Annotated in this window: 21 protein-coding genes, 2 tRNA genes, 1 rRNA gene, 1 pseudogene and 1 riboswitch (1 of these 26 cut by a window edge); of the genes and pseudogenes, 14 read left to right on the top strand and 11 right to left on the bottom strand. The window is 63.9% G+C overall.

Annotation, left to right across the window (positions count from 1 at the left end; all coding sequences use genetic code 11):
• Positions 1-238: 238 nt before the first annotated feature.
• Both SO140_RS34605 and SO140_RS34600 read right to left on the bottom strand, forming a co-directional pair.
• Complete coding sequence (locus SO140_RS34605; protein ID WP_449382201.1) at positions 239-613, bottom strand: response regulator; 375 nt, start codon at positions 611-613, stop codon at positions 239-241.
• 34 nt (positions 614-647) lie between these two features.
• Complete coding sequence (locus tag SO140_RS34600; protein WP_474801086.1) at positions 648-1,517, bottom strand: MJ0042-type zinc finger domain-containing protein; 870 nt, start codon at positions 1,515-1,517, stop codon at positions 648-650.
• A 163-nt stretch (positions 1,518-1,680) separates the two neighbouring features.
• On the opposite strand from SO140_RS34600, the gene ftsE reads away from it, so the two are divergent.
• From ftsE to SO140_RS34580, 4 genes are all read left to right on the top strand, one after another.
• Positions 1,681-2,340, top strand: coding sequence for a cell division ATP-binding protein FtsE (gene ftsE, locus SO140_RS34595; RefSeq protein ID WP_027522156.1), 660 nt, complete (start codon positions 1,681-1,683; stop codon positions 2,338-2,340).
• Complete coding sequence (locus SO140_RS34590) at positions 2,333-3,301, top strand: cell division protein FtsX (RefSeq protein WP_474801089.1); 969 nt, start codon at positions 2,333-2,335, stop codon at positions 3,299-3,301. The genes ftsE and SO140_RS34590 overlap by 8 nt, the downstream gene beginning before the upstream one ends.
• A gap of 77 nt (positions 3,302-3,378) precedes the next feature.
• Positions 3,379-4,083, top strand: a complete 705-nt coding sequence (locus SO140_RS34585) for a YdcF family protein (protein WP_474801091.1) — start codon at positions 3,379-3,381, stop codon at positions 4,081-4,083.
• A gap of 225 nt (positions 4,084-4,308) precedes the next feature.
• Positions 4,309-5,082, top strand: a complete 774-nt coding sequence (locus SO140_RS34580) for a lysophospholipid acyltransferase family protein (RefSeq protein WP_449382197.1) — start codon at positions 4,309-4,311, stop codon at positions 5,080-5,082.
• Here SO140_RS34580 and SO140_RS34575 read toward each other — a convergent pair.
• Positions 5,079-5,681: a gamma-glutamylcyclotransferase gene (locus SO140_RS34575; RefSeq protein WP_449382196.1), complete on the bottom strand. Its 603-nt coding sequence runs from the start codon at positions 5,679-5,681 to the stop codon at positions 5,079-5,081. The two genes, SO140_RS34580 and SO140_RS34575, sit on opposite strands and share 4 nt — an antisense overlap.
• 110 nt (positions 5,682-5,791) lie before the next feature.
• On the opposite strand from SO140_RS34575, the gene SO140_RS34570 reads away from it, so the two are divergent.
• Positions 5,792-6,976, top strand: a complete 1,185-nt coding sequence (locus tag SO140_RS34570; RefSeq protein WP_474801093.1) for a DUF2125 domain-containing protein — start codon at positions 5,792-5,794, stop codon at positions 6,974-6,976.
• Positions 6,977-7,124: 148 nt separating this feature from the next.
• Here the strand turns inward: SO140_RS34570 and SO140_RS34565 are convergent, their stop codons facing one another.
• Genes SO140_RS34565 through SO140_RS34555 form a run of 3 tightly spaced genes read right to left on the bottom strand, consistent with a single transcriptional unit; the run spans position 7,125 to position 10,047 of the window.
• Positions 7,125-8,060 (bottom strand): prephenate/arogenate dehydrogenase family protein, encoded by a 936-nt coding sequence (locus SO140_RS34565; RefSeq protein WP_449382194.1) that lies wholly within the window; start codon positions 8,058-8,060, stop codon positions 7,125-7,127.
• Positions 8,057-9,157, bottom strand: a complete 1,101-nt coding sequence (gene hisC / locus SO140_RS34560) for a histidinol-phosphate transaminase (RefSeq protein ID WP_449382193.1) — start codon at positions 9,155-9,157, stop codon at positions 8,057-8,059. Before hisC ends, SO140_RS34565 begins: the two co-directional genes overlap by 4 nt.
• A 29-nt stretch (positions 9,158-9,186) precedes the next feature.
• Positions 9,187-10,047: a chorismate mutase gene (locus SO140_RS34555; protein WP_449382192.1), complete on the bottom strand. Its 861-nt coding sequence runs from the start codon at positions 10,045-10,047 to the stop codon at positions 9,187-9,189.
• Positions 10,048-10,241: 194 nt separating this feature from the next.
• Positions 10,242-10,321, top strand: a riboswitch (SAM riboswitch).
• Positions 10,322-10,411: 90 nt separating this feature from the next.
• Between SO140_RS34555 and metX the strand changes: the two genes are divergently transcribed.
• Together metX and metW are read left to right on the top strand one after the other, a co-directional pair.
• Entirely contained in the window at positions 10,412-11,611 is a 1,200-nt protein-coding gene (gene metX, locus SO140_RS34550) for a homoserine O-acetyltransferase MetX (protein WP_474801125.1), read from the top strand.
• Positions 11,612-11,613: 2 nt separating this feature from the next.
• Positions 11,614-12,276: a methionine biosynthesis protein MetW gene (metW, locus tag SO140_RS34545; protein WP_449382190.1), complete on the top strand. Its 663-nt coding sequence runs from the start codon at positions 11,614-11,616 to the stop codon at positions 12,274-12,276.
• 117 nt (positions 12,277-12,393) lie between these two features.
• On the opposite strand, the pseudogene SO140_RS34540 reads toward metW, so the two are convergent.
• Positions 12,394-13,259 (bottom strand): annotated as a pseudogene (locus SO140_RS34540) (alpha/beta fold hydrolase).
• Between the two features lie 236 nt (positions 13,260-13,495).
• Between SO140_RS34540 and SO140_RS34535 the strand changes: the two are divergent.
• Positions 13,496-14,149, top strand: a complete 654-nt coding sequence (locus SO140_RS34535) for a TIGR02594 family protein (RefSeq protein WP_474801097.1) — start codon at positions 13,496-13,498, stop codon at positions 14,147-14,149.
• A 116-nt stretch (positions 14,150-14,265) separates the two neighbouring features.
• On the opposite strand, the gene SO140_RS34530 is transcribed toward SO140_RS34535, so the two are convergent.
• A complete protein-coding gene (locus tag SO140_RS34530) occupies positions 14,266-15,051 on the bottom strand; it encodes an MOSC domain-containing protein (protein ID WP_474801099.1) in 786 nt (261 codons plus the stop codon).
• A gap of 256 nt (positions 15,052-15,307) precedes the next feature.
• Between SO140_RS34530 and clpB the strand changes: the two genes are divergently transcribed.
• The gene (gene clpB, locus SO140_RS34525) at positions 15,308-17,947 is read left to right on the top strand and encodes an ATP-dependent chaperone ClpB (protein ID WP_474801101.1); all 2,640 of its coding nucleotides are present in this window, start codon (positions 15,308-15,310) and stop codon (positions 17,945-17,947) included.
• Between the two features lie 72 nt (positions 17,948-18,019).
• On the opposite strand, the gene SO140_RS34520 is transcribed toward clpB, so the two are convergent.
• Positions 18,020-18,286 carry a hypothetical protein gene (locus SO140_RS34520; RefSeq protein ID WP_449382185.1) on the bottom strand — a complete coding sequence of 89 codons (267 nt, stop codon included), beginning with the start codon at positions 18,284-18,286 and terminating at the stop codon, positions 18,020-18,022.
• A gap of 122 nt (positions 18,287-18,408) precedes the next feature.
• Between SO140_RS34520 and SO140_RS34515 the strand changes: the two genes are divergently transcribed.
• Complete coding sequence (locus SO140_RS34515) at positions 18,409-18,537, top strand: hypothetical protein (RefSeq protein ID WP_474801104.1); 129 nt, start codon at positions 18,409-18,411, stop codon at positions 18,535-18,537.
• Between the two features lie 53 nt (positions 18,538-18,590).
• On the top strand, positions 18,591-19,004 hold the full coding sequence (locus tag SO140_RS34510) for a hypothetical protein (RefSeq protein WP_474801106.1): 414 nt from the start codon (positions 18,591-18,593) through the stop codon (positions 19,002-19,004).
• A gap of 27 nt (positions 19,005-19,031) precedes the next feature.
• Here SO140_RS34510 and SO140_RS34505 read toward each other — a convergent pair whose 3' ends face one another.
• Both SO140_RS34505 and SO140_RS34500 read right to left on the bottom strand, forming a co-directional pair.
• On the bottom strand, positions 19,032-21,101 hold the full coding sequence (locus tag SO140_RS34505; protein ID WP_449382183.1) for a M23 family metallopeptidase: 2,070 nt from the start codon (positions 21,099-21,101) through the stop codon (positions 19,032-19,034).
• 284 nt (positions 21,102-21,385) lie between these two features.
• Positions 21,386-21,748 (bottom strand): hypothetical protein, encoded by a 363-nt coding sequence (locus SO140_RS34500; RefSeq protein WP_474801108.1) that lies wholly within the window; start codon positions 21,746-21,748, stop codon positions 21,386-21,388.
• Between the two features lie 356 nt (positions 21,749-22,104).
• Here SO140_RS34500 and SO140_RS34495 point away from each other — a divergent pair.
• From SO140_RS34495 to SO140_RS34485, 3 genes are all read left to right on the top strand, one after another.
• Positions 22,105-23,593: ribosomal RNA gene (locus tag SO140_RS34495) — 16S ribosomal RNA — on the top strand.
• Positions 23,594-23,815: 222 nt separating this feature from the next.
• A tRNA-Ile gene (locus tag SO140_RS34490) sits at positions 23,816-23,892 on the top strand.
• Between the two features lie 35 nt (positions 23,893-23,927).
• Positions 23,928-23,939, top strand: a tRNA-Ala gene (locus tag SO140_RS34485) (it continues 64 nt past the right edge of the window).

Below are 23,939 nucleotides of genomic sequence, written 5' to 3'. Positions count from 1 at the left end.
TTCAGCAACCTCAGTCTGGCCTCAGACCCGGTCGCTATCCACTCCCCATGGAATCTTCGCTGCGCTCGCAATGACGAGTTGGTGGGACGTGTTTACTAAACCCTCAGCCGTCATCGCCCGGCTCGACCGGGCGATCCAGTACGCCGCAGCGGTTCATGGAACGTCGGGCGTCTCTGGAATACTGGATGCCCCCGCTTTTTCGCGGGGCATGCAGAGGAGTGCGAGGTTGGCGTACCGCCTACCCCTTCTTCGCCGCGAGCGCGCCGGCGACTGCGTTGCGGATGTCCGCCACGGAAAACGGCTTCGTCACCACGTCATGCACCAGCGCGTTCAGGTTCGACGCGCGCTCGCGCTGGTCGGCAAAGCCGGTCATCAGCAAGATCGTCAGGTCCGGAAAGTCGCGCGCGGCCGAGAGTGCGAGCGCGATGCCGTCCATCACGGGCATCTGGATATCGGTGAGCAGGAGGTCGAACGCGCCGTCCTCGCGCGTCAAGATTTCCAGCGCTTCGGCGCCGTCCTGCGCGGTGACAGTCTGATGGCCGTCCATCGCGATGGCCCGCGCCACCAGCGTGCGCATGGACTCCTCATCATCGGCGATCAGCACCTTTGGCATCGGGCCAAACCTTTATGGAAGCTGGCAGCCTCGGTCACGCGCTGCCGCCGGCAATGTCGCGCCGGTTGAAGAAACGAATATCGATATTGCGGCCTTCAGGTGGCGGCGAGGCCAGGCGCGACTTGAAGAAGGCGCGCTCGCCGGGATGAAGCACGGTCTGCTCCAGCACCGCGTTCCAGGCGTAGATCTCGGCGCCTTGCGCGTCCCGCACGGCGAAGCGCAGGCGGGGGATATCGACCGTCTTTCTGGTCTCGCCGACGATCACGCCTTCGATCACCAGCACCTGCTTGCCGTCCACGGTCTCTGAAGTGACCTTGACGTCCCTGAAGGCGAGGCCGCGCAGGTTCACCTCGATGCCGATCATCTTGTAGAACGCCGCGGTCTGCGGCAGCAGCCGGACCATGTCGGCGCGCCAGACCATGAGAGCAACGGCCAGCGCGCCCATGGCAACACAGGCGGTCGGCAGACCGAAATGGGACTTTCGCGGCGGCCGGCTCACCGGACGGGCGACCCCAGCCCGGCGGCGGAACAGCCCGCGGAACCAGGACTGGTGCGGCTCTCCGGCCAATTCGTCGTCGGCCGCCTCGGCTTCCGACCAGTCGTCGTCCTTGGCTTCCTCGGTGGGCCAGTCGCTGGCGATCGAGGGGCTGTCGACCACCGGCGTGGCGGCGTCCTCCCGGGCGTAGGTGTTCCACTGCTCCGCGATATCGGACGGGTCCTCGGCCTGGCTCGCCGCGGCCATGGCCGATGCGTTAGCTTTCTCCTGCACTTCCTCGACGGCGTCCTCGGGCCGCGCCACCCAGGTCTCCTTGCAGCGGGAGCAGCGCACGGTGCGCCCATTCGCCCCAAGGCTTGCGAGCTTGATGGCGTAGGATGTCGTACAATGGGGGCATACGATGTGCATGGACCAGCCTCGGCGATGACCCAGCCATAGCGGAACCGGGCTCTTTCGATGCTACAAGGCGACCGTTAACGAATCGGAAACCATAACGGCCGCACAAGGCTTTCATCGCGTGCGGCAGAGCTGTGCGGCGTGCGCCGCGCCCCCACCTCGACCGGAGCTGAGCTTGGTTCGGTTCGAAAATGTCGGATTGCGTTACGGTCTGGGGCCGGAGATTCTGCGCGACCTGAGCTTCCAGATCCCGGCGCACTCCTTCCAGTTCCTCACCGGCCCCTCGGGCGCCGGCAAGACCTCGCTGCTGCGCCTGTTGTTCCTGTCGCTGCGGCCGACGCGCGGCCTCGTCAATCTGTTCGGCCACGACATCTCGCTACTCGGCAAGGACGAGATCGCCGATTTACGCAAGCGCATCGGCATCGTGCTCCAGGACTTTCGCCTGCTCGACCACATGACGACCTACGAGAACGTCGCGCTTCCGTTCCGCGTAATGGGCCGCAGCGAATCCAGCTACCGCAAGGAGGTCATCGATCTCCTGCGCTGGGTGGGCTTGGGCGAGCGCATGGATGCGCTGCCGCCGATTCTGTCGGGCGGCGAGAAGCAGCGCGCGGCGATCGCGCGCGCGGTGATCTCGCGGCCGCAGCTTCTGCTCGCTGACGAGCCGACCGGCAGCGTCGATCCGACGCTTGGTCGCAGGCTGCTGCGGCTCTTCATCGAATTGAACAAGTCCGGCACCGCCGTCATCATCGCGACCCACGATATCGGGTTGATGGACCAGTACGAGGCGCGCCGGCTCGTGCTGCACCAGGGACGGTTGCACGTCTATGAATAGGACCGACGAGCGCGGCGTCTTCGTCGATCTCGGACAGGAGCGTCCGCAGGTCCCGGCGAAAGCGCGCAACATGTCGCCGATCGTGCCGCGCGCCTCGATCCATGGCCGCGCGCTGGTCGCGGTCGTCGCGATCATGACCTTCCTCGCCTCGATGACGACAGGGATGGTGCTGCTGGTCAGCGCGTCGGCGGCCGAATGGCAGTCAAATGTTGCGAGCGAAATCACCATCCAGGTCCGGCCCCAGGCCGGTCGCGATATCGAGCGCGACGCCACTGCTGTGACGGAAGCAATGCGGGCGCAAGCCGGCATCGTCGAAGTCAAGCCGTTCAGCAAGGAGGAATCCGGAAAGCTGCTCGAGCCTTGGCTCGGCACCGGCCTGTCGATGGACGATCTTCCGGTGCCGCGCATGATCATCGCCCGCGTGCAGCCGGGCACCGCGCTCGATCTTGCCGCCTTGCGCAGCCGCGTGGCGCAGGTCGCGCCAACCGCGAGCGTCGACGACCACCGCGCCTGGATCGAGCGGATGCGCTCGATGACCAACGCCACCGTGCTCGCAGGCCTCGGCATCCTCGCACTCGTCATCGTCGCGACCATCATCTCGGTGTCGTTCGCAACCCGCGGCGCGATGGCCGCCAACCGGCCGATTGTCGAGGTCCTGCATTTCGTCGGCGCCGGCGACCGCTACATCGCCAACCGTTTCCTGCGGCATTTCCTTCGCCTCGGTCTCGAAGGCGGCGTGATCGGCGGTGGCATCGCCATGCTGGTGTTCGGCTTCTCCGAGTCGATCGCCGGCTGGTTCTCCGGCACGCCGGTCGGCGACCAGTTCGCCGCCCTGCTCGGCACTTTCTCGCTGCGGCCGTCGGGTTACGTCGTGCTCGCGGTGCAGGCGGTCCTGATCGGCGCGATCACGGCGGTGGCGTCGCGCCAGACACTGTTCGCGACGCTGAACGACGTCGATTAAGGCGTCGTGCGTCAAACCGGACTCCACTTCATCCAAAAACCTTCTAAAATTGCCAGGGGAAGGGACCACTACATCGTATGACCTCGCCGACCGACGATCGATCGCCGAAGTTGCCGCGCGGCTGGCTCCGCGCGGCCCTCGTGTCGATGCTCGCGTTCGCCTTCGTCGGCGCGGCGGCGGGTTTCGTCGCGTTCCTGTCGCAGCTGCGCGGCGCCGAGCTGGCGCCGGACCGCAAGGCGGACGGCATCGTGGTCCTGACCGGCGGATCGTCGCGCGTGTCGGATGCGATGGAGCTGTTAGCTGCGGGCTATGGCCAAAGGCTCTTGATCTCCGGCGTGCACCCGACCTCCACGGTCAGCGATATCTCGCGGACACTGCCGGAGAACCAGTCCTACATGCGCTGCTGCGTCGATCTCGACCGCTCCGCGGTCTCGACCCGCGGCAATGCGGCTGAGGCGCGGCGCTGGGCGCATGAGCGCGGCTTCAAGTCGCTGATCGTGGTGACCTCGAACTATCACATGCCGCGCGCGCTGGTGGAATTCTCCCACGCGATGCCGGAGATCGCGCTGATCCCGTTTGCGGTGGTCGGCGACAAATGGCGCGAGGAGCCGTGGTGGACCTCATCCTCGACGTTGCGGCTGCTGCTGTCGGAATATGTCAAATATGTTGCCGCCGAGCTGCGTGTGCGGCTCGAGGATTTCGGGATTGACGTTGCGCCCGAAGTGTCGGAGCAGCCTCTTGGCGTGCAGCCGAAACGGCCTGCCACCGCACAGGCCAACTAACTAAAGCACGATGAGTTTTGGTTGAATCGATGCAGGCCGAGAGTTACCTCTCTTATGGGGAGAGGTCGGATCGGATCACCAGATGCGATCCGGGTGAGGGGGTGTGGTCTCTCGAAAGGCTGCGGCCCCTCACCCGGATTGCTATGCAATCCGACCTCTCCCCGCTGGGGAGAGGTGAACCCAGGCGATCGACTGCACTTAATCTCATCGCGTTTAGGATCGTTGATGTTCTTGCTCTTCCTGCGTTCGCTCGTTTTCAACGTGCTGTTCTACGCCGTCCTGGTGTTCTGGGCGATCATCGCGCTGCCGACCTTTCTGATGTCGCCCCGCGCGATGCTGACGGTTGCCGAATGCTGGGCGAACTCGACGCTGTTCCTGATGCGGGTGATCTGCAACATCAAGGTGGAATTCAGAGGCGTGGAGAAGATTCCGACCGGGCCGCTGGTGATCGTGGCGAAGCATCAATCGTTCTGGGAGACCTTCGTCCTGCCGGGATTCTTCGATCGCCCGATCTTCATCCTCAAGCGCCAGCTCATGCAGATCCCGGTGTTCGGACAGTTCCTGGTCAAGACCGGGATGATCGCGATCGACCGCAATGCCGGCGTCAAGGCGCTCCTGGACATGACGCGGCGGGCGCGCGATGCGGTGCGCTCAGGCCGCCAGCTCGTGATCTTCCCGGAAGGCACTCGCCGCGCGCCGGGCGCGCCGCCGGATTACAAGACCGGCTTCGCCCAGATTTATTCGGCCTGCGACGTGCCGTGCCTGCCGATCGCGCTCAATTCGGGCCTGTTCTGGCCGCGTCGCACCTTCATGCGCTATCCCGGCACGTTGGTGGTGGAATTCCTGGATCCGCTGCCGCCTGGGCTGCCGAAGGACGAGTACATCGCGCGCGTGAGGGGCGCGATCGAGGAAGCCACGGGGCGCATCGTCGAAGCTGGACGGAAAGAGCAGGAGCAGCTCATCGGCAGCGCGCCGAGCTACGTGGCCTCAAGCGGCTAGCGCTCGGCGGTTGGAGCCGGATCATGCAGGGAGTGCGCATCGTTGTGCAGGAGAGCCGCGAGCTGGTGCAGTTGCGTGTCGCGAAAACCTTCGGCCTCGATTGCCTTCACCGTCGCGGTGACGTAGTCGCGATTGGCACCGGACTGGCCGTGGCCTTGCAGCACGTGGCGGTGCTGCTCGGCAAGCGACAGGCGTCCCGCATACTGCACATGGCCGCGGTCGACGACGTAGGCGAGGGCGCTGACACGCTGCCGTGCATCGTTCTCGAGCCACACCGAGCGCATCACCTCGCGATAGACCGAGGTCACCTGTTCGCGCTCGCGCAGGTAAGCGACCACATCGGCACGGCTCTTCGCAGCGACACGGAAGGCGATGCCGCGGCAGGCGCCGCCGCGGTCGAGCCCGAGCACGAGGCCCGGCTTCTCGGGCGTGCCGCGATGGACGAAGGAATAGACGCAGAGTGCGCGATGCTCGCCGACCAGCCGCGCCGGCACGCGCTCCTCGAATGCGAAGCCCGGCCGCCACATCAGCGAGCCATAGCCGAACACCCAGAGGTCGCCGGTGGCCGTCGTGACGGAGGGGAGGGTGATTTCGGACATGTTTGGCACCGCTACCAGGGCCCGCCGCCCAGGCGAAGCGAATTCTCCACCCTCTGCAGCAAGCCGACCTCGCTTACATTTGCCATCATCTGGCGTCAAAGGGTCGCCGCATGTCCGATATGACCGTTGCCGCCAGGCGGCGCCCCCGCTGGGGCCTTTTCATCGCGCCCGTCCTGCTCTTGATTCTCGCCGTCGCCTGGAGCGGCTTCTGGTTCTATGCCGCTTCTCAGGCCGAAGTGGCTGCCGACGCCTGGCGCGCCCAGGAGGCCAAGTCAGGCCGGATCTATGATTGCGCCAGGCGCTCGATCGCCGGTTTCCCGTTCCGCTTCGAGGTGCAGTGTTCCGGTGCCAGCGTGTCGCTGGTCTCGCAGACCGCAGGCAAGACGCCGTTTACGGCCAAGCTCGACAACATCCTGGTGGTCGCCCAGGTCTATGATCCCAAGCTCGTGATCGCCGAATTCACCGCACCGGCGACGTTGACCGACGGCGTCACGCAGACGTCCTTCGTGGTGAACTGGAGCAAGGGTCGCAGCAGCGTGGTTGGGTTGCCGGCCGTGCCGGATCGCGCCTCGATCGTGTTTGACGATCCCGCCATCAATCGCGTCGATGGCTCGGTGCAGGTGCCAGTTGCAAAGGCCAAGCAGGTCGAGTTGCACGGACGCCTCGCCGAGGGATCCTCGCGCGACAATCCCATCGTCGAAACCGTGCTGCAGATCGCGCAAGGCAGCATCCAGGGCGTGCATCCGCTGCTGGCCGAGCCGTTCGAAGCAGACGTGCGCTCGAAGATCACGGGGCTAAAGGATCTGACGCCAAAGCCGTGGCCGCAGCGTTTCCGCGAGCTCCAGGCCGCCGGCGGCCATATCGAGATCGTGCAGTCGCGCATTCAGCAGGGCGAGATGATCGCGGTCGCTGCCGGCACGCTCGGTATCTCGCCGAACGGCCGCCTCGACGGCGAATTGCAGATGACGGTGACCGGCCTCGAGCGCGTGATTCCCGCGCTTGGCATCGACAAGATGCTGGAAGAGGGCGTGCCGCAGGCAACGCTGGACCGCGTCGCGCCGGGCGTGAAGTCGCAGGATCTCAACAACCTCTTCGGCGCGCTCGACCGCGCCATTCCCGGTCTCGGCAAGGTCGTGAAGCAGAACGCCAATGTCGGCGTCGCCGCCGGCATCAATGCGCTCGGCACCGAAAGCACGCTCGAGGGCAAGAAGGCGCGCAGCTTCCCGCTTCGCTTCGCCGATGGCGCGGTGATGCTCGGTACGCTGAAGGTCGCGCAGCTCCCGCCGCTGTATTAGGCGGTCTGCGAACGACAATGCTTAACCTCACCCTGAGGAGCCGCTTGCGCGGCGTCTCGAAGGGCGACGCCCCCAGTCGGGCCTTCATCCTTCGAGACGCGCGTTCCGCGCTCCTCAGGATGAGGGGCTGGCACCGCCGTCGTTGCAGCTACTGCTTCGTCAGCGGCGGATGCGGGCGGCCGAAGTCCGGCGCCGCCGAGTCCTGGCCGATCTCGACGATGCCGCGGCGGATGGCGCGGGTACGGGTGAAGTGGTCGAACAGGGCCTCGCCGTCGCCGCGGCGGATCGCACGCGTGAGCTTGGCGAGATCCTCGTTGAAGGTGCCCAGCATCTCCAGCACGGCCTCCTTGTTGGCGAGGAACACGTCGCGCCACATCGTCGGATCGGACGCCGCGATGCGTGTGAAGTCGCGAAAGCCGCCGGCGGAGAACTTGATCACCTCGGACTCCGTCACCTGTTGCAGCTCATCGGCGGTGCCGACGATGGTGTAGGCGATCAGATGCGGCAGATGGCTGGTGATCGCGAGCACGAGATCGTGATGATCCGGCGTCATGATCTCGACCTTGGCGCCGAGCGCGGCCCAGAACGCGCGCAAGCGATCGACGGCGGCTGCGTCGACGCCCTCCGGCGGTGTGAGGATGCACCAGCGGTTGATGAACAGCTCGGCGAAGCCGGAATCCGGGCCCGAATGCTCGGTGCCCGCCACCGGATGCGCGGGGACAAAGTGAATGCCCTGCGGCAGATGCGGCGCCATGTCCCTGACGATCGTGCCCTTCACCGAGCCAACGTCGGAGATGATCGCGCCCGGCTTCAGATGTGCTGATATCTCCTGCGCCACGGGGCCGCAGGCGCCGACGGGAATGCAGAGGATGACGAGGTCGGCATCCCTGACGGCCTCGACATTGGTCGCGACCACGCGGTCGACGATGCCGAGCTCTGCGACGCGGGCCCGCGTCTTCTCCGATCGCGCCGTTGTGACGATCTCGGACGCCAGGCCCTGAAGCTTCGCGGCACGCGCGATCGAGCCGCCGATCAGGCCGAAGCCGATCAGTGCGACGCGCTGGAAGTGCGGGGCGACGCTCATTTCCCGCCGCCCATGAAGTCGCGCAGGCCCTCGACCACGAGGCGGTTGGCCTCCTCGGTGCCGATGGTCATGCGCAGTGAATGGGGCAGGCCGTAATTCTTCAGCGCGCGCAGCACCAGTCCCCGCTTGGTCAGGAAGGCGTCGGCTTCGTCCGAGGTCTTGCCCTTCTCTGCCGGAAAATGAATCAGCACGAAGTTGGCAACGCTCGGCGTCACCTTCAGCCCGAGCTTGCCGATCTCCTCGGTCAGCCAGTTGCGCCAGGTCTCGGTGAACTGCTTCGACATCTGCTGATGCGCGGTGTCCTCGATCGCGGCGACCGCGGCATACATCGCCGGCGTCGAGACGTTGAACGGACCGCGGATGCGATTGACGGCGTCGATGATATGCGCCGGACCGAACATCCACCCGACGCGCAGCGCGGCGAGCCCGTGGATCTTGGAGAAGGTGTGGGTAACGACCGTGTTCTCAGTGGTCGCGACCAGCTCGATCCCCATTTCGTAGTCGTTGCGAGACACATAGTCGCAATAGGCGGCATCCAGCACCAGCAGCACGTGCGACGGCAGGCCGGCGCGCAGGCGCTTGACCTCGTCGAATGGCAGATAGGTGCCGGTCGGGTTGTTCGGGTTGGCGAGCCAGACGAGTTTGGTGCGCGGCGTCACCGCCTTCAGGATCGCGTCGACGTCGGCGGTGAAATTCGCCTCCGCCGCCACGATGTTCCTGGCACCGTTCGCCATGGTCGCGATCGGGTAGACGAGGAAGCCGTGGGTGGTGGAGATCGCTTCATCGCCCTGGCTAAGATAGGTGTGCGCGAGAAGATTGAGGATCTCGTCCGAGCCGGCGCCGCAGATGATGCGGTCGGGGTCGAGCCCATAGCTGCGGCCGATCGCTTCGCGCAGCACGCGCGAGGTGCCTTCCGGATAGTCCTCCAGATGCGTCGCCACATGCGTGAAGGCCTCGATCGCCTTGGGCGAGGGTCCGAACGGCGTCTCGTTCGCCGACAGCTTGAACACCTTGCGGCCCGGCTCCGGCACCGGGCTCTTGCCGGGCGTATAGGGCGCAATATCGAGAATGCCGGGATTCGGCACGGGGCGGGACATCGTCTACTCCGGAAGGATGCGGGGCGGCCTTAAGCCTTCACATCAGATTTGGTCGACCCGTTCGGGGGCACCGTATAGCGCGTTGCATGGCCGCCGACGAGAGCCGACGAGCGGACCGAGGCGCCGGCCCGGATCAGGGCCATTTTAATTTTTTCGAAGCCGATGCCGGTCTCCGACACCAGCAGCGCAGCGCCGTCGAAGGCGGTATCGGGCACCGCGACGATGTCGGCGAGCGGCGCCAGCGCCCTCGCCGTGTCGGCGTTCCAGCCGGACACGCGCACGCTCCAGGTCTGGACCTCCGTGACCATGGCGTCGTCGGCAACCCGCGAGATCACGAAGACGGGCAGCGCGGCCGGATGGTCGGCGCGCTCGAGGAACGGCAGCCGCGCGATGATTTTCGGCGCGCCCTCGGCCTCGAGCTCGCTCCACCATGGCGTGCGGCTCGAGATCGCCGAGACCAGGGCCAGATCACCCTTCGATTTCGCCAGCGCCTCGACGGCGGCCTGCGCGCTGAAATGCGGCACATAGGGCGTGGTGAAGCCGAAATGGAAGCGCGCCGAATCCCGCATCGCGGACTCGCCGACCGAAACGTCGGCATGCACCGAGAATGGCGCCTGCACGTAAGTGAAGGTCGAGATGATGACGCGCCAGATGCTCTCGATGGTGTCGAGCGGCAGGATGCCGCGATGTCGCTCGACGAGGCGGCGCATCATGCTGGCCTCGCGCGCCGGCCGGAAGGCCGAGCCGACCTCCTGCGTCTGCTTCGCCTGGATCAGGCGATCGATGATGTCGCCGCGCTGCATCAGCAGGCGATGCACTTCCTCGTCGATCGCATCGATCTCCTTGCGCAATTCCTGCAACGATGGTGGCGCGGGCGGACGTTGGGACATTTGGGCCAGAGGCTGTTGAGAGGTCTTCAAAAGCGGATCGGCCGAGGCGGACCCGCCGGCGCTATGGGTCTTGATTAGGCAGGATGGACGCCGAAAGCAAAGAGAAATGACGGTCATTTCGCCTGACTTCGCAAGGCTCCCTTTTGGTTAATCGGTACAGCGGCTTGACGAAAACCGCTCCAGCAACTAGTTTTTGCCTGTTCCGTGGTCATTTGAGCCGGCCGGCTTGCAGCCACGTTAAAAAACTCGCTAAACAGGCCGGGGACGCATCCGATCCCGGCCGAACCTATCGTTCAGGCCGGGTTTTTCATGGCCTGATGTCAGCGGCGGCTTGAGGGCCGTCGCCAACGAGGTCGATGGTCAGATGGTTGGCGTCACGTCAGTACCGAGCCCCGCGATCGCCGAAGAGCGCTCGCACGAGGCGGATCATCCGAGTTCGCAGGTTGCGTATTTCGGCGCCGAGCAACCATTGGCGCTCGATTGCGGCATCGATCTCAGCCCGTTCCAGATCGCCTACCAGACTTATGGCGAGCTCAATGCCGAGCGCTCCAACGCCGTCCTGATCTGCCATGCGCTGACCGGCGACCAGCATGTCGCGAATATCCACCCCGTCACCGGCAAGCCCGGATGGTGGGAGACCCTGGTCGGGCCCGGCCGGCCTCTTGATCCTCAACGCTACTTCATCATCTGCGCCAACGTGATCGGCGGCTGCATGGGCTCGACGGGACCTGCCTCGCTCAATCCGGCGACGGGCAAGGTGTGGGGCCTGGATTTTCCCATCATCACCATCCCCGACATGGTGCGCGCGCAGGCGATGCTGATCGACCGTCTCGGCATCGACACGCTGTTTGCCGTGGTCGGTGGCTCGATGGGCGGCATGCAGGTGCTGCAATGGACCGCGGCCTATCCTGAGCGCGTGTTCTCCGCGCTCGCGATCGCCTGCTCGACACGGCACTCCGCGCAGAACATCGCCTTCCACGAGCTCGGCCGCCAGGCCGTCATGGCCGATCCCGACTGGCACAACGGCCGCTATACCGATCACGGCATCCATCCGCATCGCGGGCTGGCGGTGGCGCGGATGGCTGCGCACATCACCTACCTCTCCGATGCCGCGCTGCACCGCAAGTTCGGCCGGCGCATGCAAGACCGCGAGCTGCCGACGTTCTCGTTCGATGCCGATTTTCAGGTCGAGAGCTATCTGCGCTACCAGGGCTCGTCCTTCGTCGAGCGTTTCGATGCCAACAGCTATCTCTATCTGACGCGGGCCATGGACTATTTCGACATCGCCGGCGACCATGACGGCGTGCTGGCGAAGGCGTTTGCCGGCGTCAAGACACGCTTCTGCGTGGTGTCCTTTACCAGCGACTGGCTGTTCCCGACCTCGGAATCGCGTGCGCTGGTGCACGCGCTCAACGCGTCGAGCGCGCGGGTGTCGTTCGCCGAGATCGAGACCGATCGCGGCCACGACGCCTTCCTGCTCGACGTTCCCGAATTCTTCGATATCTCACGCGCCTTCCTGCAATCCGCGGGCAAGGCGCGCGGCCTCAACGGCAAGGGCGGCTAGCCATGTCTGTACAGGAAGTGCTGCCGTTGGGCGGCCTTGCGACCGAACAGTCCGGCCAGTTTCGCGCCGACCATTTGCTGGTTGCGGAGATGGTCAAACACGGCTCGAAGGTGCTCGACGTGGGCTGTGGCGAAGGCGATCTGCTGCAGCTCCTGGAAAATCGCGGCATCGACGGTCGCGGCATCGAGCTGTCGCGCGAGGGCGTCAACCGCTGCGTCGCCAAGGGGCTCGCGGTGGTGCAGGGCGACGCCGACACCGACCTCTTCAACTACCCCGACGACGCCTTCGACTACGTCATCCTGTCGCAGACGCTCCAGGCGACGCGGCAGCCGAAGGTGGTGCTGGAAAATCTCCTGCGCATCGGCCACCGCGCCATCGTGTCGTTCCCGAACTTCGGCTACTGGAAGATGCGGTTGCAACTCCTGATCGGCGGCCACATGCCGCGCACGGAGAATCTGCCGGCGACATGGTACGACACTGCCAACATCCATTTCTGCACCATCAAGGATTTCGTCCAGCTCTGCGACGAGATCGGCGTGAAGATGGAGCGCGCCGAAGCGCTAGATCTCTACGGCCGCCCGCTGCGGCTCAGGCTGCCCTGGTGGGTATGGAATCTGTTCGGCGAGCAGGGCGTATTTCTACTGAGCCGCGGCGGCGGGAAGTAGTAGCCTCCCGTCATTGCGAGGAGCGAAGCGACGAAGCAATCCAGAGTCTTTACGCGGCGAGAGTCTGGATTGCTTCGCTGCGCTCGCAATGACGGAGTATGAGGTGACGCCTTCGCATCAATTCGCCGGCGCCGACCGCGGATCGCGCACCGGCCATCGGCCCGCCTCCACCAGCGTGATGAACCGCTCCACCGTCTCGTTGAACAGCGCGGGCTCTTCGAGATTGAGCACGTGACCTGACTTCGGAAACATCGCAAGCCCCGCCGCCGGCAGATGCTTCTTCAGGAACAGGCTCGGCCCGATGCACGGGTCGTCCTCGTCGCCGCAGATGATCAGCGCGGGCGTGGCGACGCGCCCGATCGCGTCCGTCATCGTGTAGATCGAGGGACGTCCGCCCTGGAAGCCGCGCATGGTGTTGGCCGAGCCCTTGGAATCGTGGCGCGCGAGTGCGGCATAGAAATCGGCGTGGCCGCGCGGGTCCTTCACGAGGAAGGGGATCCGGCTCGGCGCCTCGCGCGTGACTTTCGCGACTTCCGCGGAGCCCAGCGTTTCGAACTGCTCGGCGTTGGCGCGGCACTGCTTGCGCCAGGCTTCGAGGTTGTCGAGCTCCGAGCCTGAGCCGACGCCGGCCAGCGTCATCGACAGCGCGCGCTGTGGCGCGCTCAAGCCGATCTGAAGCGACGAATAGGCGCCCATCGAAAGCCCGACGAGATGAGCCTTGTCGATGCCGAGATGATCGAGCACGGCGAGCGCGTCGGTGTAGAAGTGTTTGTAAGTGTAGAGGTCGGCTGACGCGGGCACGTCCGACGGCGTATAGCCGCGTGCCGAATAGGAAATGCAGCAATGGCCGCGCGAGAAGTAACGCATCTGCGGCTCCCAATTGGTGTGGTCCGCCGCGAATTCGTGCAGGAGATGATCGGGGTGCCGTGGCCCGCTTCCTCGAAATAGATGCCGACATCGTCTCTGGTCGTGGCGTGGGGCATTAACCGTCTCCCTCTTTCTGAGCCGTCGCGTTAAGCATCGCGGTTAATGCTGTGGGCAGCAATGCGGCAGCATCGGACCAGCATCGATGCAGGATCATCGCAGAAATTCCCTGAAGCGAATTTCTGCTATGCAGCATTGTGCCTTGCTCTCGCCACATCTGGACTTTCATACAACCCGCGGATGTCGGCCGCCGCACCGGCTGATGGGGATTGGGGGTGTCAACGAAGGATGAAGAATGTTTGAGTTGTTTGCGTTTGGCCGGCTGCGTCACGTCATCGCGCTGGCTCTTTTCTCCGCGGCATTCGCCGCATCTATCTCTCCAGCATCAGCACGGTCTCATCGTCACAGCGCAGAGCGGCACGCTTACGTGCATCACGCCGCGCACCATGCAGGCGGGTATCATCACTATCGCCACGCGCGCAGCTCGCGCTTCGAGCGCGGCGCCGCGCAGTTGCAGGCGACCGGCTTCGAGAATACGCAGGCCAGCTATGACCCGAGCGCGAACAGCGGCAGCATGGCCACGTCGGGCGGCTTCGGTGGCGGCTCGGGCCTCGTCTCGGAAGCGCGCCGTTATCTCGGCGGCAATCCGACCGAGCGCGGCAACCTATGGTGCGCGCGCTTCATGAACATGGTGCTCGAGCACACCGGCCATAAGGGCTCCGGCTCCGACATGGCGAGCTCGTTCGCGCATTACGGAACGCGTGTCACCGGTCCGCAGGTCGGCGCGATTGCGGTCATGTCGCGCGGTCGCCGAGGCGGCCATGTCGGCATCATCACCGGCATCGACGCCAAAGGCAATCCGATCATGATCTCCGGCAACAACGGCAATCGCGTCCGCGAGGCGCCGATCTCGCGCGGCCGGATCTACGCGTATGTGATGCCGAACTGAGGCGCGTCACTGCGAGAACCGTAAGGTGGGCAAAGGCACGTTAGCGCCTTGCCCACCATTTCTCGCAACGGCGACACAAGTGGTGGGCACACTTCGCTTTGTCCACCCTACGCAGCTTAAACCAACTTCGGCTCTTCAATCCCGATTGCTTCGCCGATGCCAATCTCGCCATCTGCGATCACCTCGCCATAGACGCCGCAATCCATGTGGCCGAGATGGCGCATGATCGTGGGTGGAATCTCGAGGTCGCGCATCGCCGTGTCCGGATCGACATTGGTGGCCGCGCAGCGGACGATGCGCTTGACGATCTTCAGCCGCACCGCGCCGATCGCGAGCGTCTGGCCGACGAGGCCGAGCTCGTGCCACGCCGGCCAGCCCCGGACGTAGAGATTGGCGCGGAAGCGCAGGGGATGAACGGCGGCGCCGAGCATCTCCTCGATGGCGCGCACGCTGCCGAGATTGATGATGGAGACGACCTTGCGGGCAACGTCGGAGAAGCTGTGGTCGCGTCCCGACAGCACTTTTGGCGGGCCCCGCAGCTCGCTCCGGAAATTGCCGGTAAAGTAACTCTCGATGGCCGCGCGCCCGCTGGCCGTCTCCAGATCGCCGCTGGCGACGACCTGACCGTCCTTGCGGATGGTCAGCAGATTAGTCGCGTCCTCGAACCGGCTGTTCAGGGTGGCTAGCCGCTCATTGCGCATCAGCATCAGGAACTGGGTCTTGGGCATCCACTGCGGCGCCTCCGGATCGAAGCCGCTCGGGCCGTTCTCGATGGCATAGCGACGGTCGGCGGGGAGGCTCTGGCCGACCCGCAAGGCAACGCGGGGCAGTGGCTCGGGCGTCAGGCCTTTGACCGGATAGCGGTAGAGGCCGGTGATATCTGCAGTCGGGCTGATCATCATGGCGCTAGTTAAGGGATTTCACCCGCCGGCGCCAAGCCGGCCATTTAGCGCAAGAGTTTGGCCGCGCACGAATTTGTGAAGAAGCCTCTTCCGTTCCCGCGACTTGGTTCCCACATCTGCGTCAGGCCGGCGCCAGCGTCGGCTGCTAACGACCGCTTGCTGCTTGAGGAACGTCAATGTGGCGAGCGGAAACCCAATGAAGATGCCATTTGGAGTGCCTTAGAGGGCTCCAGGGGCAGGCCGAGGGAAAGACAAGATGAACATTGAAAAATACACCGAACGCTCCAGGGGCTTCGTCCAGTCCGCGCAGTCGCTCGCAATGCGCGAGGGGCACCAGCAGTTTTCCACTCTCCATCTCCTGAAAGTCCTCCTTGACGACAATGAGGGCTTGGCGGCCGGTCTGATCGACCGTGCCGGCGGCAATTCCCGCGCGATTTTGAAGGCGACCGAGGACGCCCTGAACAAGGTGCCGAAGGTCAGTGGCGGCGGCGCCGGGCAGATCTATCTGGCGCCCGAGCTCGCCCGCACCTTTGACGCTGCCGAAAAGGCCGGCGAAAAGGCCGGCGACAGCTTTGTCACGGTGGAGCGCCTGCTGCTCGGGCTCGCGCTCGAAAAGGGCAGCGAAGCCGGCACGATCCTCAGCAAGGGCGGCGTCACGCCGCAAAATCTCAACGCGGCGATCGAGGCGCTGCGCAAGGGCCGCACCGCCGACAGCGCGACCGCCGAGAACGCCTATGACGCGCTGAAGAAATACGCCCGCGATCTCACGCAGGCCGCGCGCGACGGCAAGCTCGATCCGGTGATCGGCCGCGACGAGGAGATCCGCCGCACCATCCAGGTGCTCTCCCGCCGCACCAAGAACAATCCCGTCCTGATCGGCGAGCCCGGCGTCGGCAAGACCGCCATCGTCGAGGGCCTGGCGCTGCGCATCGTCAATGGCGACGTGCCGGAAAGCCTCAAGGACAAGAAGCTGCTCTCGCTCGACCTCGGCGCGCTGATTGCCGGCGCGAAATACCGCGGCGAGTTCGAGGAGCGGTTGAAGGCCGTGCTCCAGGAGGTGACCGCGACCGAAGGCACCTTCATCCTGTTCATCGACGAGATGCACACGCTGATCGGCGCCGGCAAGGCCGACGGCGCGATGGATGCGTCGAACCTCCTCAAGCCCGCGCTTGCCCGCGGCGAGCTGCACTGCATCGGCGCGACCACGCTGGATGAGTACCAGAAGCACGTCGAGAAGGACGCGGCGCTGGCGAGGCGCTTCCAGCCGATCTTCGTCAGCGAGCCCTCGGTCGAGGACACCATCTCGATCCTGCGCGGGCTCAAGGACAAGTACGAGCAGCACCACGGCGTGCGGATCACCGATTCCGCGCTGGTGGCGGCGACGACACTGTCCAACCGCTATATCACCGATCGCTTCCTGCCGGACAAGGCGATCGACCTCATGGACGAGGCCGCCGCGCGGCTGAAGATGCAGGTCGATTCCAAGCCCGAGGAGCTGGATTCGCTTGATCGCGAGATCATCCGGCTCAAGATCGAGCAGGAGGCCCTGAAGAAGGAAAGCGACCTCGGCTCCAAGACGCGCCTCCAAGCGCTGGAGAAGGAGCTCGCCGATCTCGAGGAGAAATCGACGGCGCTGACGGCGCGCTGGAGCGCGGAGAAGAACAAGCTCTCCAACGCCCAGAAGCTCAAGGCCGAGCTCGATGGCCTGCGCGTCGAGCTTGCCAATGCGCAGCGGCGCGGCGAATTCCAGCGTGCCGGCGAGCTGGCTTATGGCCGGATCCCGGAGCTGGAGAAGAAGCTCGCCGATATCGAGGCTCGCGAAGGCTCGGGTGAGATGATGGAAGAGGCGGTCACCGCCAACCACATCGCGCAGGTGGTCTCGCGCTGGACCGGCGTGCCCGTCGACAAGATGCTGGAGGGCGAGAAGGAAAAGCTCCTCAAGATGGAGGAGGCGCTCGGCAAGCGCGTCGTGGGCCAGAGCGAAGCCGTGCATGCGGTCGCAACCGCGGTGCGCCGCTCGCGTGCGGGCTTGCAGGACCCGAACCGGCCGATCGGCTCGTTCATGTTCCTAGGGCCCACCGGCGTCGGCAAGACGGAGCTGACCAAGGCGCTCGCCGAGTATCTGTTCAACGACGAGACCGCGATGGTGCGCCTCGACATGTCCGAATACATGGAGAAGCACTCGGTCTCGCGTCTGATCGGCGCGCCTCCGGGCTATGTCGGCTATGACGAGGGTGGCGCTCTGACCGAAGCGGTACGGCGCCGGCCTTACCAGGTGGTGCTGTTCGACGAGATCGAGAAGGCGCATCCCGATGTCTTCAACGTCCTGTTGCAGGTGCTCGACGATGGCCGCCTCACCGACGGCCAGGGCCGCACCGTCGATTTTCGCAACACGCTGATCATCATGACCTCGAACCTCGGTTCGGAATTCCTGGTGAATCAACCCGAAGGCGAAGACACCTCTGCCGTGCGCGAGCACGTGATGGGAACGGTGCGAGCGCATTTCAGGCCGGAGTTCTTGAACCGCGTCGACGAGATCATTCTGTTCCACCGCTTGCAGAAGAGCGAGATGGGCCGGATCGTCGAGATCCAGTTCGCGCGGCTCCAGAAGCTGCTCACCGATCGCAAGATCGCGCTGACACTGGATGGCGCAGGCCGCGACTGGCTCGCTGCCAAGGGCTGGGATCCGGCTTACGGCGCGCGCCCGCTGAAGCGGGTGATCCAGCGTTACCTTCAGGATCCGCTCGCCGAGATGATCCTCGCCGGCGACGTGAAGGACGGCGACACCGTTGCGATCTCCGCCGAGGGCAACGTGCTGACCTTCAACGGCAAGGCGGCGCAGACGGCCGAGATCGCCCAGTTCGAGGCACCCGTGCCGAAGCGGAAGCTGAACTGACCGTCGCACTTTGGCGTAGCCAACAACGCCCCGGAAAGGTCCGCCTTTCCGGGGTGAATTGTTTGGGCGGATCTAGCTGATCGCGGGGACGGGACCTGAATCGGCGGTATCGTCCTCGTCGCCGCCCTCGTCGAGCTCGGAGAGAATATCCACGAGCTCGCGTACGCGGCCATGTGCCAGCGGCCGCAGGTCGTTGATCATGGGCTCGTCATTGGCGAGCCAGGCCTGGGCTTCGGCGAGCTCTTCGATGGTCGCGCCGGTTCCGATGATCTCTGCAATGGTGACGTCGTCAGCCCCGCTGACGGCCTTGGTGACGTCGTCGCGTGAGAGGCGCCCCATGAATCGTCCTCCTCTTGGCTCGAATCTGCACCAAAAAAAATCAATCCCCTCGATCGCCGGTTGGTTCCGTGCGACCGGGGAGGGCGTAGCGCGTGCGCCGTTGCGCGGCTGGAGAACAATTAATGAAACTGCCACCACCGAAGGCGGTTGCCCCAATGGATTCGCTGGTCGACGGAGCGATCCTGCGCCGGAACTCGCCCGGCAATCACGCCATCCTCAAGTCAAACGTCTCGCGCCCGCCTGGGGCGTAGAGACGAAACTTGCCTTGGGCCCCGGCGAATCCCAGCCAGCATAGGGTATCGCCATGAACAGGAATCTCGTCTCCCACAATCGACCCACCTTCGATCAACTTCATCCAAAGATCTATGGTGCGGCCGTCGGCCTTGTCGCGTGGTTCGCGCTGATGGCCTGGGTGCTGTTCGATCGCGACAGCGATGTCGACCTCTCCCTGGCCTTCGTCACCCTGTTGTTCGTGGTCGCGGTCGGGATTCCCTGGATATTGTCGCGGGTCTGGAGACGGCATCGGATGCTCCATGAGCCGCATCCGCAGCAGCCCACGTTGCATGACTGGGAAGCTGGCGATTTCAGTGTCTGGGGCGCAAAGCTTCGCGGCACGCACGCCGCGATCGACGTTCTGTTGCCGCTGATGGCCGTCTCGTTCGGCCTGACGGCAATCGGGATCGTGTTCTTGATCGTGAGAGCGTCGGTTCTGTCGTGAACCGGATGGAGATCAGCGGTTGGTGATTCAGCGGTTGGTGACTTGGAGCGGGCCGCCGGTCGCATCCGAGATGCGGGCAATGCCGCTTGAGCGGTTGCTCATCATCGCCTCGACGCGGTCGCGCTCCTTCTCGAACCCGGCGAGCACCGGGCCCTCCAGCGAGCGGCCGCGCGGCAGTTTCACGCGCATCGGGTCGACGAAGCGGCCGTTGACCAGGATTTCGTAGTGGACGTGCGGTCCGGTCGACTGGCCGGTCGATCCGACGAAGCCGATGACCTGGCCCTGTCGCACCTTCTTGCCCGGCTCCATGCCCTTGGCGAAGGCTGACATGTGGCCATAGGCGGTCTCGTAGCCGTTGTTGTGCTTGATGCGGATATATTTGCCGTAACCGCCCTCGAGCTGGGCTTTCTCGATCACGCCGTTGCCGGCGGCGAAGATCGGCGTGCCGTAGGCGGTGGCCCAGTCGACGCCGGTGTGCATCTTCACATAGCCTAGGATCGGATGGCGGCGGCCGCCGAAGCCGGAGCGCATGATGGCGCTGTTGACTGGCTTGCGGACCAGGAACTTCTTCGCGCTCTTGCCGGTCTCGTCATAGTAGTCGACGACGCCGTCGTCGGGGCTCTGGAAGCGGTAGTATCTCTTGGTTTCGCCGCCGACCGTGAGGGAGGCGAACAGCACCTCGCTCTTGTCGGTCGCCGTCACGCCCTCGTCCTCGCCGGCGTAGAAGACGTCGAAGGAATCGCCCGGCTGCACCTTGCGCTGGAAGTCGACGTCGTAGGAGTAGATCTTGATCATGTCGTCGATGACCGGCATCGGCACTTTGTTGCGCATCGCGGTCTCGTAGATGCTCTGGTAGAGTCTGACGCCGGTACCATCGTCGTCGTCATCGTCGTCGCTGCTATTGTTCGCGGCCGTATCGCCGACGGTGTTCATGCTCGAGACGTCAACCGCGACGTACTTGCCGAGATCGGACAGCGCTGCGATCGCCTCGACCATGGTGTCGTTGGCGACGACGACGCGGAACGGCTGGAGCCGGGCGCCGGCGCTTGCGGGCGCCATCAGGATGCGAAGCTTCTCGCCTTCCTTCAGACCGCCGTCGCGCCCGCGCGGGCCGAGTGTCGCCGCGATCGCCTTGATCTCTTCGGGCGTCGCGCCGAGATCGCGCAGCACGGAGGCAACCGAGTCGCCCTTCTTGACGAGGTGCACGCGCTCGCCATTCGGGTTGCCGCCGGTGATCTGTTCCTTGGTCTTCGGCAGCAGCGTGACGTTCTCGGGCACCACGCGCGTCTCGAAGCCGGCATAGGGGTCGGACGCCGATGCCTCGGTGGCGTAGGCCATCTTGATGTCGGACTGCGCGCCGGTCGCGCCCGAGACGTCGGCGGTGGCGTTGGTGAGCGCGGCATAACGAACGCTGCTGCCATTGCCGCGCCAGTTGGCGGCATCGCGCACCCGCATCAGGATATCGTCGAGCGCCACGACGGCGGCGATCTTCGCCTTCGGCAGCACCGGCGTCAGATCCTTCGTGACGAAGGAGACTTCGGCGTCGGGCTCGACTGCCTCGGGATTGTTGGGATCGTCGGTCGCGGCCTTCGGGTCGGAGCCGACGTCGGTCAGAAGGCGCTGGGCGTTGAACGGCGGGATCTTGGCCGACAGGTCGCTCGTCGTCATCGAGAGGTTGCCGGCGATGCGGACGAAGGGCCGCACCCGCATCACGTCGCGATTGCCGACGCGGGCGACCGTCGAGACGCGCACCACGTTGCGCGAGGCGGTGGATTCACTGGGCGGCGGCAGGCGGTCGCTCTTGTGCACGGTGGCGGCGCGATCATTGGCACCGAACGCACCGCGCAGCACGCCTTCGACGCGCTCCGGCACCTTGGCAAAGGTCATCTCGCCGTCGAGCGATGCGAAAACGGCGCCGCCGATCAAGGCCGCGCCGCAGAGTCCGGTCAGAATTGTGCCGCTGAACCACTGTACGGAGACACGACGGCGATCGATGACGGCGGCTTCCGAACCATCGACGGAAAGCGGCGGCTCGTGGCCGAGATCAATGATCCCGGTCTCACGCCCATAACCCCCGCGTGGCGCCCTATGGTTCAACCCAAGTCCCCCAAAATCACCGACATGCGTGAAGCCTGTTCTCACGCCTTGCCGTCATCGCCCTCTTCAAGGGGGATCTTCGGAACAAGACGCGCCGCTTGAAGACGCTCGTCAGCCAGAAGGCCCCCGAGGGGCCGGCCGAGTTCACGAACAGCAAAGCGGATGAAAGTCTCTCGATGTCTCTCGAATGTCCTGGAAAGGCAGCCGCATCTTTCAGATCGCCTCCCCCGGACCAGTGAAAATCGCCGGCAGCCCCCACTGGCGTCCAGCGATTCAAGCTTGTGTCATACCAGAACGCCGCGGGATTGTGGCTCTAGTACGGCGCCAAATCCTGAAAAAGTTTCCCGATCGGGCAAAGTCGCGAGCAGCCGCCGCGAGGGCTCTTTGGTGCTTCTTCGGAACCTCAATTTTTTCTTCGGCGGACCAAACTTTTTTTTGCGATTTTCTCCGAACGCGTCGTCGGCGGCCAAAGCGCCTGTCGCGTAAGTCTCGGAAATCACCGAACTTTTTTCGCAATGCACAACGGTTTTCGGCGTGCGACGATTTGTTGACAATACCCGTTGACAGCGCCGAGGGGAGGGGCCTATAAGCACGACCACTGAGCGCGGCGCCGCCGGGTCACTGACCGAGGCGAGCGAACGCGCCACTGATGCTCCTCACCTTGTTGAGTGCACAACAGCCGACACTAGTCGGTTGGAGTTCATTCATCGTCGGTAAGGGTGTCGGAACCCTTCCTCCCAGGAAGGTTGGGGCCTCTCCGGTCCCGGGCTGTTTGACAAGTGAAGATGAAGAAAGAGAAACGTGGACGGCGGAGTCCTTGCGGGTCTCGCTTCTGAAAAGCTTCGGCTTTTCTGATCGAGACCGGACGAAAGACTTCGGCGGTACACGTTTCAAAGGTAACACCATGGCCTCTTCGGAGGTCAGTTCGCTAGCGATGTGAATCGCTATGCGATTTGGTGGGACCTCGTCAAACGTTGTGATCAGCCGGTTCAAAGTTCAAGTCCAACTTGAGAGTTTGATCCTGGCTCAGAGCGAACGCTGGCGGCAGGCTTAACACATGCAAGTCGAGCGGGTGTAGCAATACATCAGCGGCAGACGGGTGAGTAACGCGTGGGAACGTACCTTTTGGTTCGGAACAACACAGGGAAACTTGTGCTAATACCGGATAAGCCCTTACGGGGAAAGATTTATCGCCGAAAGATCGGCCCGCGTCTGATTAGCTAGTTGGTGAGGTAACGGCTCACCAAGGCGACGATCAGTAGCTGGTCTGAGAGGATGATCAGCCACATTGGGACTGAGACACGGCCCAAACTCCTACGGGAGGCAGCAGTGGGGAATATTGGACAATGGGGGCAACCCTGATCCAGCCATGCCGCGTGAGTGATGAAGGCCCTAGGGTTGTAAAGCTCTTTTGTGCGGGAAGATAATGACGGTACCGCAAGAATAAGCCCCGGCTAACTTCGTGCCAGCAGCCGCGGTAATACGAAGGGGGCTAGCGTTGCTCGGAATCACTGGGCGTAAAGGGTGCGTAGGCGGGTCTTTAAGTCAGGGGTGAAATCCTGGAGCTCAACTCCAGAACTGCCTTTGATACTGAAGATCTTGAGTTCGGGAGAGGTGAGTGGAACTGCGAGTGTAGAGGTGAAATTCGTAGATATTCGCAAGAACACCAGTGGCGAAGGCGGCTCACTGGCCCGATACTGACGCTGAGGCACGAAAGCGTGGGGAGCAAACAGGATTAGATACCCTGGTAGTCCACGCCGTAAACGATGAATGCCAGCCGTTAGTGGGTTTACTCACTAGTGGCGCAGCTAACGCTTTAAGCATTCCGCCTGGGGAGTACGGTCGCAAGATTAAAACTCAAAGGAATTGACGGGGGCCCGCACAAGCGGTGGAGCATGTGGTTTAATTCGACGCAACGCGCAGAACCTTACCAGCCCTTGACATGTCCAGGACCGGTCGCAGAGACGTGACCTTCTCTTCGGAGCCTGGAACACAGGTGCTGCATGGCTGTCGTCAGCTCGTGTCGTGAGATGTTGGGTTAAGTCCCGCAACGAGCGCAACCCCCGTCCTTAGTTGCTACCATTTAGTTGAGCACTCTAAGGAGACTGCCGGTGATAAGCCGCGAGGAAGGTGGGGATGACGTCAAGTCCTCATGGCCCTTACGGGCTGGGCTACACACGTGCTACAATGGCGGTGACAATGGGAAGCGAAGACGCAAGTCCTAGCAAATCTCAAAAAGCCGTCTCAGTTCGGATTGGGCTCTGCAACTCGAGCCCATGAAGTTGGAATCGCTAGTAATCGTGGATCAGCACGCCACGGTGAATACGTTCCCGGGCCTTGTACACACCGCCCGTCACACCATGGGAGTTGGCTTTACCTGAAGACGGTGCGCTAACCAGCAATGGAGGCAGCCGGCCACGGTAGGGTCAGCGACTGGGGTGAAGTCGTAACAAGGTAGCCGTAGGGGAACCTGCGGCTGGATCACCTCCTTTCTAAGGATGATCCTTCAGAGAGCTCACGCTCACTATCGGATCGTTTTAGAAACATCAGGGGCCAACAGATCGCCAGATCGTTGAGCTCCATTGGCGGGATTTCGCCGTCTTCGTTTCTCTTTCTTCGCGGACGAACACGCGCCAGGGGCTGCGCTGTACGATTGGCGCTTGCCGCCGGCCGTACGCGAGCAAGACCCTAGTCCTTGTGAGGATATGCGTTAGGGGCTTGTAGCTCAGTTGGTTAGAGCGCGCGCTTGATAAGCGTGAGGTCGGAAGTTCAAGTCTTCCCAGGCCCACCACTTTCATCGAGTGTAGGCATTCGTCTTCTGGTTACGGGGCCATAGCT

This window comes from Bradyrhizobium sp. UFLA05-108 (assembly GCF_059803455.1).
The sequence above is the reverse complement of the archived record's forward strand: the minus strand, read 5'-3'. Positions and strand labels throughout refer to the sequence as shown.

Bases quoted from the DNA above. Each gene is read 5' to 3' on its own strand.
- SO140_RS34520 (WP_449382185.1), bottom strand. From the start codon at position 18,286: ATGGGGCGCCTCTCACGCGACGACGTCACCAAGGCCGTCAGCGGGGCT.
- SO140_RS34585 (WP_474801091.1), top strand. From the start codon at position 3,379: ATGACCTCGCCGACCGACGATCGATCGCCGAAGTTGCCGCGCGGCTGG.
- SO140_RS34580 (WP_449382197.1), top strand. From the start codon at position 4,309: ATGTTCTTGCTCTTCCTGCGTTCGCTCGTTTTCAACGTGCTGTTCTAC.
- SO140_RS34600 (WP_474801086.1), bottom strand. From the start codon at position 1,517: ATGCACATCGTATGCCCCCATTGTACGACATCCTACGCCATCAAGCTC.
- SO140_RS34535 (WP_474801097.1), top strand. From the start codon at position 13,496: ATGTTTGAGTTGTTTGCGTTTGGCCGGCTGCGTCACGTCATCGCGCTG.
- metX (WP_474801125.1), top strand. From the start codon at position 10,412: ATGGTTGGCGTCACGTCAGTACCGAGCCCCGCGATCGCCGAAGAGCGC.
- SO140_RS34570 (WP_474801093.1), top strand. From the start codon at position 5,792: ATGTCCGATATGACCGTTGCCGCCAGGCGGCGCCCCCGCTGGGGCCTT.
- SO140_RS34530 (WP_474801099.1), bottom strand. From the start codon at position 15,051: ATGATGATCAGCCCGACTGCAGATATCACCGGCCTCTACCGCTATCCG.
- SO140_RS34510 (WP_474801106.1), top strand. From the start codon at position 18,591: ATGAACAGGAATCTCGTCTCCCACAATCGACCCACCTTCGATCAACTT.
- SO140_RS34575 (WP_449382196.1), bottom strand. From the start codon at position 5,681: ATGTCCGAAATCACCCTCCCCTCCGTCACGACGGCCACCGGCGACCTC.
- SO140_RS34605 (WP_449382201.1), bottom strand. From the start codon at position 613: ATGCCAAAGGTGCTGATCGCCGATGATGAGGAGTCCATGCGCACGCTG.
- metW (WP_449382190.1), top strand. From the start codon at position 11,614: ATGTCTGTACAGGAAGTGCTGCCGTTGGGCGGCCTTGCGACCGAACAG.
- SO140_RS34555 (WP_449382192.1), bottom strand. From the start codon at position 10,047: ATGTCCCAACGTCCGCCCGCGCCACCATCGTTGCAGGAATTGCGCAAG.
- SO140_RS34565 (WP_449382194.1), bottom strand. From the start codon at position 8,060: ATGAGCGTCGCCCCGCACTTCCAGCGCGTCGCACTGATCGGCTTCGGC.
- clpB (WP_474801101.1), top strand. From the start codon at position 15,308: ATGAACATTGAAAAATACACCGAACGCTCCAGGGGCTTCGTCCAGTCC.
- hisC (WP_449382193.1), bottom strand. From the start codon at position 9,157: ATGTCCCGCCCCGTGCCGAATCCCGGCATTCTCGATATTGCGCCCTAT.
- SO140_RS34515 (WP_474801104.1), top strand. From the start codon at position 18,409: ATGAAACTGCCACCACCGAAGGCGGTTGCCCCAATGGATTCGCTGGTC.
- SO140_RS34590 (WP_474801089.1), top strand. From the start codon at position 2,333: ATGAATAGGACCGACGAGCGCGGCGTCTTCGTCGATCTCGGACAGGAG.